Source organism: Bordetella muralis, from assembly GCF_965139205.1.
GTDB lineage: Bacteria > Pseudomonadota > Gammaproteobacteria > Burkholderiales > Burkholderiaceae_B > Bordetella_A > Bordetella_A muralis.
In genome coordinates, this window is the sequence record NZ_CBCSIU010000020.1 from 69,430 (window position 1) to 77,972 (window position 8,543).

At 61.4% G+C, this 8,543-nt stretch carries 7 protein-coding genes; 5 read left to right on the forward strand and 2 right to left on the reverse strand.

Annotated features, from left to right (window positions below):
* Positions 1-12 precede the first annotated feature (12 nt).
* On the reverse strand, positions 13-1,155 hold the full coding sequence (locus ACNA0I_RS22045) for a CCA tRNA nucleotidyltransferase (RefSeq protein WP_415808168.1): 1,143 nt from the start codon (positions 1,153-1,155) through the stop codon (positions 13-15).
* Positions 1,155-3,281, reverse strand: a complete 2,127-nt coding sequence (locus ACNA0I_RS22050) for a lytic transglycosylase domain-containing protein (protein ID WP_415808169.1) — start codon at positions 3,279-3,281, stop codon at positions 1,155-1,157. Before ACNA0I_RS22050 ends, ACNA0I_RS22045 begins: the two co-directional genes overlap by 1 nt.
* A gap of 11 nt (positions 3,282-3,292) precedes the next feature.
* Here ACNA0I_RS22050 and ACNA0I_RS22055 point away from each other — a divergent pair, with 11 nt between their 5' ends.
* From ACNA0I_RS22055 to ACNA0I_RS22075, 5 genes are all read left to right on the forward strand, one after another.
* A complete protein-coding gene (locus ACNA0I_RS22055; RefSeq protein WP_415808170.1) occupies positions 3,293-3,973 on the forward strand; it encodes a 5-formyltetrahydrofolate cyclo-ligase in 681 nt (226 codons plus the stop codon).
* Positions 3,974-4,208: 235 nt separating this feature from the next.
* Positions 4,209-5,642, forward strand: coding sequence for a circularly permuted type 2 ATP-grasp protein (locus ACNA0I_RS22060; RefSeq protein ID WP_415808171.1), 1,434 nt, complete (start codon positions 4,209-4,211; stop codon positions 5,640-5,642).
* A gap of 2 nt (positions 5,643-5,644) precedes the next feature.
* The gene (locus ACNA0I_RS22065) at positions 5,645-6,586 is read left to right on the forward strand and encodes an alpha-E domain-containing protein (RefSeq protein ID WP_415808172.1); all 942 of its coding nucleotides are present in this window, start codon (positions 5,645-5,647) and stop codon (positions 6,584-6,586) included.
* 14 nt (positions 6,587-6,600) lie between these two features.
* Complete coding sequence (locus ACNA0I_RS22070; protein WP_415808173.1) at positions 6,601-7,410, forward strand: transglutaminase family protein; 810 nt, start codon at positions 6,601-6,603, stop codon at positions 7,408-7,410.
* 141 nt (positions 7,411-7,551) lie between these two features.
* Positions 7,552-8,415 (forward strand): peptidase, encoded by an 864-nt coding sequence (locus ACNA0I_RS22075; protein ID WP_415808174.1) that lies wholly within the window; start codon positions 7,552-7,554, stop codon positions 8,413-8,415.
* The last annotated feature ends 128 nt before the right edge of the window (positions 8,416-8,543 follow it).

Sequence of the window (8,543 nt, forward strand, 5' to 3'; positions counted from 1 at the left end):
CCGGGCGTTCTGTTAATGGGACAAATCGATCAGCGCCTGCAAACGTGCAGCGCGAACCGCGCTCTTGATACGCTGCGGGTCTGCGGCACATTGCCGCGCAATGGCGCCTGCATCGACGGCACGGGCAGCGTCAAGCCGCAATCGCCACACCGCATCATCTCCGTCATGCACGATCGCAGCCGTCTGCAGCAATGCGATGAATCGCTCGGGCTTGCGCAGCGCATCGGTTTGCTCGATCAAACGCAATTGCGCATCCTCGTCTGCCGCGTCGAAACTGTCGAGCAATACCGGCAGCAATCGCGCCTGATCTGCGCACTCGGTGGGCACGCGCAGTCGCCGGCTCAGCGCATCACGTTCCGGGGTGAGACGGCACAACAAGGCATAACGCCCTGCCACCGCCAAGGGGGTTTGCGACGCGCGATCCAGATCGCTGCCCACGATGTCGATCTGCTGCAGTTCCGGCATGACGCGCGCCAGTGCATCCGACTGGGCCAAGACCTGCAACATGCGCGAAGGCGTCTTCGCCTGCAGGCCGCGCGAGAGCTCTTTCCAGACACGCTCGGCGACCAACGCGTCGGCCTCGCCGGCGGCGACCATGCGGCGGCATAAAGCCAGGGTCTCATCTGCGACCGCGAAATCGCCAAAGCGCGCGGCAAAACGCCCCAAGCGCAAGATCCGCACCGGATCCTCGGCAAACGCGTCACCGACATGCCGCAGCACACGGGCCTGAATATCATGCACCCCATTCAAAGGGTCATGCAGATGTCCATCCGGCGTGCAGGCAATCGCATTGACGGTCAGGTCGCGGCGTTGCAGGTCTTGTTCCAAGGTCACGTCGGCGCCGGTATAAAAGGTGAAACCCTTATAACCGCGCCCCGACTTGCGCTCGGTGCGCGCCAATGCGTATTCCTCTTTGGTGCGCGGGTGCAGGAAGACGGGGAAATCGCCACCCACCGGAGTGAACCCGCGGCGCGCCATGTCCTCCGGTGTTGCCCCGACGACCACCCAATCGCGGTCCCCGGCAGGCAGGCCCAGCAACGCATCACGCACGGCCCCGCCCACGATATACACCTGCAAGCCTGTCACAACAGGATCCGCAGCCAACCCTTGAACGGCGGCGGCCACGGACATGGCCGTCGAGCTCGCCGACGCCATCACTGCACCTCGGCGGTACGTACGGCGCTGGTTGGCTCGATGCGCCCTAAACGCGCTTTGAGCGACTGCGGTTGACCAGAAAACAGCGCGGCATAGTAGGTCGCGTTGGACAGCACGTGCTTGACATAGAGGCGCGTCTCCGTGAACGGAATCGTCTCTGCAAAAATGGCGCCCTCTACCGGGTGCGACAGGGTCGCGCGCCACGTTTTCGGTCGCCCCGGCCCGGCGTTATAGCCCGCGCTGGCGAGCACCTGTGAACCGTCCAGGCCATTAAGCACGATGCTCAGGTAGTTGGTGCCCAGCTTGGTGTTGGTATCGAAATCATTGACGCTGGACGGCGTGAAGTCCGCCATGCCGATCTGTCGGGCCACCCATTTGGCAGTGGCGGGCATCAATTGCATCAAGCCCGATGCACCGACATGCGAGCGCGCATTCATGACAAAACGCGATTCCTGGCGAATCAGGCCATATACCCAGGCAGGATCCAAGGCAATCGCATTCGCCTGGGCTGTCACTCGGCCCTCGAACGGTGCGATATAGCGTTGCGTAAAGTCGACTTCGTCCTGCGTCCGCTCGGAAGTGTTCACCACGCGATCGTAGATATCCTCGGCTCGCGCCAATTCTGCGGCAGCCAATAACTGCCGATCCGACATCCCGCGCAGGGCGAAATTCCACTCCCCAACTGCCTCCGAGCGCCATCCCAGGCGGAACAGATGTACTGCACGGCGCAAGCTGGCATTAGCGCGGGCCTCGTTCATTTCCGCATCGGTCACGGGAGCCGGCCGCGCTGGCACCGTAATGCTGCGGCCTAGCTCTTCCGAGGCCAATTGCCCATAAAAATGGTATTGGTCGGCGATGCTGGCGTAGGCGCGCTTGGCCTGCTCATGACGGCCGCGCGCCGCGTCGGCACGCGCTTTCCAGTACACCCATACGGGCTCTTCTTGTTGTGACTTGGGCAGGTGCTCGATCGAGTCCTCTACCCAGCGCCAATCGATTTTGGGCTGACGCAGCGCCGAACGCACGCGCCACGCGCCGTTGTATTCGGTCAGCGCAACGGTATTGCCGGCCTCGCGATACCAGCTATCGGCGCGGCTATCGAGATTCAGCGCCAGGATCAAGGCATATTGGCTACGGACCCAGGCCAAATCCGATTTGGCCAGATTGTTCGCCCACTCGCGGCGCAAATAGCTGTCGGCGACGTCTATGTCCTGCCGTGCAAGGCGCGCCAACGCAATGGCGGTCAACTCTTTTTCATTACGCCCTATTCGTTGATGATCTTGGCGGGTCAGCCACTTCATCGGGCTTTTGATCAGCGCATCGTAGGCTTTCTGATCTTTGGGCTCGAAGATGTAGGCGGCGAACTTGCGGGCATCGCCTGTCCGATTGGTCTCGATGGCCTCTCGAAGTTGCGGTTGGATTTCATCCCACCCCAGGACGCCGTCGGCGACCAACTGATCGTATAGGTTCCAGCAGTCCCTCCCCGGCTGGAACACGGCCAAGGCCTGTTTCGCCGTCGCACGCTGCCCGGTCATGTGACGGGCCTCCAACATGGCGCATTGTGTTTGCGAACCCGCATTCGGGATATCGCCCAAGTCACGGGCGGTTTCGAAATCGCCCCGGCGCGTCGCGGCCAAGATCCAGTTGCCGCGCAGACGTTCGCCTAGATAGGTATTGCTGTTTTCCTGCAAAAACCGCATCACATCGGTTTTGGGAAAAGCGCTGCTGGGCGCATTCCACACCTGATAGTTCAACAGCCAGAACTGGGGATAGTCGCCCAATACGTCGCCGCGCGCCTGTGGAACGGTCATGCCGAGCACCGACCACTGCTTGCGGTCGTTGGCGTCGCGCGCAGCAAGGACTGCCTGAAAGGCCGACGTCTGCGGCGTGGGAGGCAGCCCGGCCAGCTTTACTGCAGGGATGTGAATACTCGCCTGAGCCGGTTGGGCGCGACCCGCAGGCGTGCCATGCCCTTGTTGGGCATCCACGGACGAACACGCAACGGTGATCAAAGCCAGCGCCGGCAGCCAGCGGCTGGCGCGTCGATCGACGCGGCCCGGCATCCCGGCCCGACGGGACTCGGGAACCGCAGATTTCTGATAACGTCTTGATTCAAGCCACTGCCGCATCGCCGATCCGAATGAACACTCAAAATACTGCACAGAATAACGCAGTCGCGCTACGCGCGCGATTACGGCAAGCCCGTACCGACATTCCTGAGTCGCAACGCAGCCGCGGCGGCCTCCTCATGCGGGGGCGGTTGTTCACTTGGCTCAATGCGGTACGGGAACAATCGGCCAGACAGGGAACAAAGGCGCCCTCGACCGTTGCGGCCTTCTGGCCTCTGGCAGGTGAGCCGGATCTACGTCCATTGCTGCAACAATGGGCAGACGCCGGTATTGCCATCGCCTTGCCGGCGATCCGTGACAAAGACGCCCCGCTGGAGTTTCGTGCGTGGACACCTGGCGATACGCTGGAGTGCGGCCCCTTTAATGTCCAGGAGCCCTCAGCCGATCGGCCGGCGCTGCGTCCCGACGTCATCCTGGTCCCCACGCTCGGCTATACCGATCAAGCCGACCGCCTGGGCTATGGCGGCGGTTATTACGACCGGACGCTGGCCGACTTGCGGCAAACCGGCCATGAGTTCACCGCTATCGGCATTGCCTGGAACGAGGGGCTGCTGGACGAGGACTACCAGCCGGCCTCCCACGACGAACGTCTGGACGCCATTCTGACGCCCGATGGATGGCTGCCCGAGCCGCCACTGCTGGGACCGAGTGCGCCCTCCGGCGGCGTCGTGGGATCGTTTGTGCTGCGTTGAATTGGTGCACGCACCACCATGGTGCGTGAATTTACCTTAGGGGCAACCCTCTCACTCCTCCCATACCTCCTCTGCTACAAGGGAAAAGCACAGGCGCGGGCCGTATCAGGCCCGGTCAGATCTGGCACAAGGGTTGCTTATCAGTTTGATATGGCGCACGCACCCAGCGCCCCCTGTCGGGCCGCAGGCTCCATCCGGATCACGCGGCAGGCCCGCACAGGATACGGAGGAGCCCATGCTGCATGCACAACCCGCCCCGTCGGCGGCCTATGACGAAATGGTCGACGCCCAGGGCCTGGTACGCCCCCACTACGCGGGGTTTTCACAATGGCTGACTCAGGAATCCACCGACGCCATGGCGGCGCGGCAGATCGAGGCCGATCTCAGTTTCCGCCGCGTCGGCATCACGTTTTCCGTAGCCGGTGACGAGGCAGGCACCGAACGGCTGATCCCTTTCGATCTCATTCCCCGCATCATTCCCGCCGACGAATGGACCCATCTGTCGGCCGGCCTGACGCAACGCGTACGCGCCTTGAATATGTTCATCCGCGATATCTATCACGGTCATGACATCGTACGCGCGGGGATCGTGCCGGCCGAGCAGGTCTTTTTGAATGCGCAGTACCGCCCGGAAATGCAGGACGTGGACGTCGCCGAAGACATCTATTGCCACATTGCCGGCGTCGATATCGTGCGCGCTGGCGCTGGAGAGTTCTACGTCCTCGAAGACAACCTGCGTGTTCCCTCCGGCGTGTCGTACATGCTGGAAAACCGCAAAATGTCGATGCGGCTGATGCCCGAGGCCTTCAGCAGCCTCAAGGTCAAGCCCGTCGCGCATTATCCCGATCTGCTCCTGGACAACCTGCGCGAGGTCGCGCCACGCAGCAACGACGCCCCCACTGTCGTCGTGTTGACGCCGGGGATGTACAACTCGGCTTACTTTGAACACGCGTTCCTCGCACAACAAATGGGCGTGGAACTGGTCGAGGGTCAGGATCTCTTCGTAGACCAGAACACGGTGTACATGCGCACCACGCGAGGCCCGCGCCGTGTCGATGTCATCTACCGTCGAGTGGACGATGATTTTCTGGATCCCCTGTCGTTTCGCGCCGACTCGGCATTGGGCGTGCCGGGACTGCTCTCGGTCTACCGCGCCGGGCGCGTCACGTTGGCCAATGCCATCGGCACAGGTATTGCCGATGACAAATCCACGTACCAGTACGTGCCCGACATGATCCGGTTTTATCTGCAGGAAGAACCCATTCTGTCCAATGTCCCGACGTGGCGTTGTTCGCGGCCCGACGAACTGTCGCATGTCTTGACGCACATGCACGAGCTGGTCGTAAAGGAAGTGCATGGTGCAGGCGGCTACGGCATGCTGGTCGGCCCCACCTCGACACGCGCCCAGGTAGAGGCCTTTAAAGAACGCGTTCGCAGCCGCCCCAGCAACTACATCGCCCAGCCCACTCTGGCGCTATCGACGATTCCGACGTACGTGCAGTCTGGCGTCGCACCCCGACATGTTGACCTGCGTCCCTATGTACTGTGCGGCAAGGATATTCGCACTGTGCCCGGAGGCCTGTGCCGCGTCGCATTGACCGAAGGCTCGCTGGTCGTCAACAGCAGCCAAGGCGGCGGCACTAAAGACACTTGGGTACTGGGAGAATGACTATGCTGAGCCGTACCGCCGACAACTTGTTCTGGATGTGCCGCTATATCGAACGGGCCGAGAACACGGCCCGCATGTTGGACGTCAATTTGCAGATGTCGCTCATGCCCCAGGACGCTCACGCCCGCGACAGTCTATGGCGCGCCGTCTTGCGTATTTCCGAACTGCAGCACGACTACGACGCGCGTTATCCAGCGGTCACGCCGCTGGACGTGCTGCATTACCTCGTGCGCGAGCCGACGAATCAATCCTCTATCTATTCCTGCCTGCGTGCAGCTCGCGAAAATGCGCGTGCGGTGCGTGGCAGCCTGACGACCGAGGTCTGGGAAACGTACAACACGACGTGGCTGGAACTGCAGAAACACTTGCAGGCCCACTTGCCCGAACGCAATCCGGGCGAATTTTTTGAATGGGTGAAATTTCGTGCTCACTTGGTGCGTGGTGTCACCATCGGCACGATGCTGGATGACGAAGCGCTGCATTTCCTGCGATTGGGTATGCACCTGGAAAGAGCCGACAACACGGCGCGACTGTTGGATGTGAAGTTTCACGAAGAGCAAGAGGATCTCGCTGCGCGCAGCAGTGAGTTCTATCGCTGGGCATCGCTGCTGAGCTCGGTATCGGGCCTGGAGATCTATCGCAAGGTCTACCGCGACGTCATCACCCCTGATCGCGTTGCGGAATTGCTGATCCTGCGTCCCGATATGCCACGTTCGCTATTGGCCTCGGTTCAAGCATTGACGGAAGACCTGGCGCGCGTGACCAACCAACGCTCCGCCGAAACCGAGCGCCGTGCGGGCCTGTTGTATGCGGAACTGCGCTACGGGCGTATCGAGGACATTTTGCATAGCAGCCTGCACCGCTATCTGGAACGCTTTTTGGAGCGCATCAACGACTTGGGCAACCGTATCAGCCAAGACTTTCTCGTGCCGCTGGCGGCATAGCACCCGGAGCCCCCATGAAACATCTCATTCGACATGTCACTCAATATCGCTACACGGCACCGGTCAGCTACAGCATCCAGGCGTTGCGCCTGACACCGCGCCTGGACGATCATCAGCGTGCCGTGCGCTGGCGCATCGACGCCCCTGGCCCACTCGAACAGCAAGTCGACGCCTACGGCAACATCACACACATGCTGACCTTGTCCAACGCCCACGACAGCATTGATCTATGCGTCACCGGCCAGGTCGAAATCGACCCATTGCGTGATGGACGGCTGCATCCCGAAGAAAACCGTCTGCCCGTCCACGCCTTCTGCGTACCCACCTCATTGACGCAAAGCGATGACACCATTCAGGATTTCGTCCACGCAACGTTGCCTCAGGGTCTGCGTACCGCCGATGATGCGCTGAGGCTGGCCAGCGCCATTTGCGACCGCGTGGCGTACGAACCCGGCACGACGGACGTGACCACGGCCGCCAATCAGGTGCTGGCCCTGGGCCACGGTGTCTGCCAAGACCACGCTCATCTGTTCCTGGCCTGCGTACGCGGCATAGGCGTGCCCGCCCGCTATGTCAGCGGCTACCTGTACACCGAAGCCGAGCATGCAGCCAGCCATGCATGGGCCGATGTCTGGCTGGACGATATAGGTTGGACCAGTGTGGACATCACCAATCGCCAATTCGCCTCAGATTGCCATTGCCGGCTGGCCGTGGCACGGGACTACGATTCTGCCTCGCCCGTGCGCGGTGTCCGGCACGGTGGCGGCGAGGAGTCGATGACGGTGTCGGTACAGGTCCAGGCGGCTCGCCAACAGGCCCAGTAGCAAGGACTACGCGGCTGACCTGTTGCCGGTTAACGACTAAAGCATCAACAAAATAAAGGGGGACAAAACGAGCCTGACGCCGCGCCGCCAGACTCGTTCTTCTCCCCCTACAATACGCTAGCTGTTATTCACCGACTCACCATGACTTACTGTGTTGCCGCCCGCCTGGATTCGGGCCTGGTTTTTCTCTCCGATTCACGCACCAATGCGGGCGTGGACCAAGTCAGCATCGCCCGCAAGCTCAACGTATTCGAGCAGCCGGGCGATCGCGTCATGGTGTTGCTCACGTCGGGCAATCTGGCTATCAGCCAAGCCGTGGTGAATCTGTTGGCTCAGCTCGATAGCGACAGCCCGGATTCGCTCTGGTCGGCACCGGATATGTACGAGGCAGCCCGCCGCGTCGGCGAGGCTGTACGTCGTGTTCACGAACGTGATGCCGAGGCCTTGAGTGAGCATGGCGTCGATTTCAATATCAATCTGATTTTTGGCGGCCAGATCGGCGCTGAGCGCGGCCGGCTATTCCAGGTGTATTCCGCCGGCAATTTCATCGAAGCCAGCGCGGACTGTCCGTATGTGCAGATCGGCGAAGCCAAATACGGCAAGCCGATCCTCGACCGCGTCCTGCGCCCTGATACGCCGCTGGATGAGGCAGCGAAATGCGCGCTGATCTCTATGGATTCGACGTTGAGATCAAACATCTCTGTCGGCTTGCCGCTGGATCTGCTGGTCTACGAGACAGATACGCTGCGTGTGACGCATTTCACGCATATTGACGAAGACAACGAATACTTTCGGATGATACGCAAGACCTGGGGTGAACGGCTGCGTCAAGTGTTCACCGAGATCGACGATCCGACCTGGACGGATGCGGGGGCTTCAGGGTCATTGGCTGCGGCGGGTCGGCTGCATCAGCCGCATCGGTTGACGCCGAACGGAGTGGAGCCGAATAGTCCGGCGCCATTGCAGGTTGTCGCGCAGGATCCGGGGAAGTCGCAAGCGTCTTGAATGCGGGATTTGTGGACGTGATGTGGTGCGTCTACGTCGTGTGGTCGATGTCGATGCAGTATCTCTATTAAACCGTCCCGGCTGGCGGCCCAGGCTGCGCTGGCCCTATCGCCCGGTCTGGCCGCCTT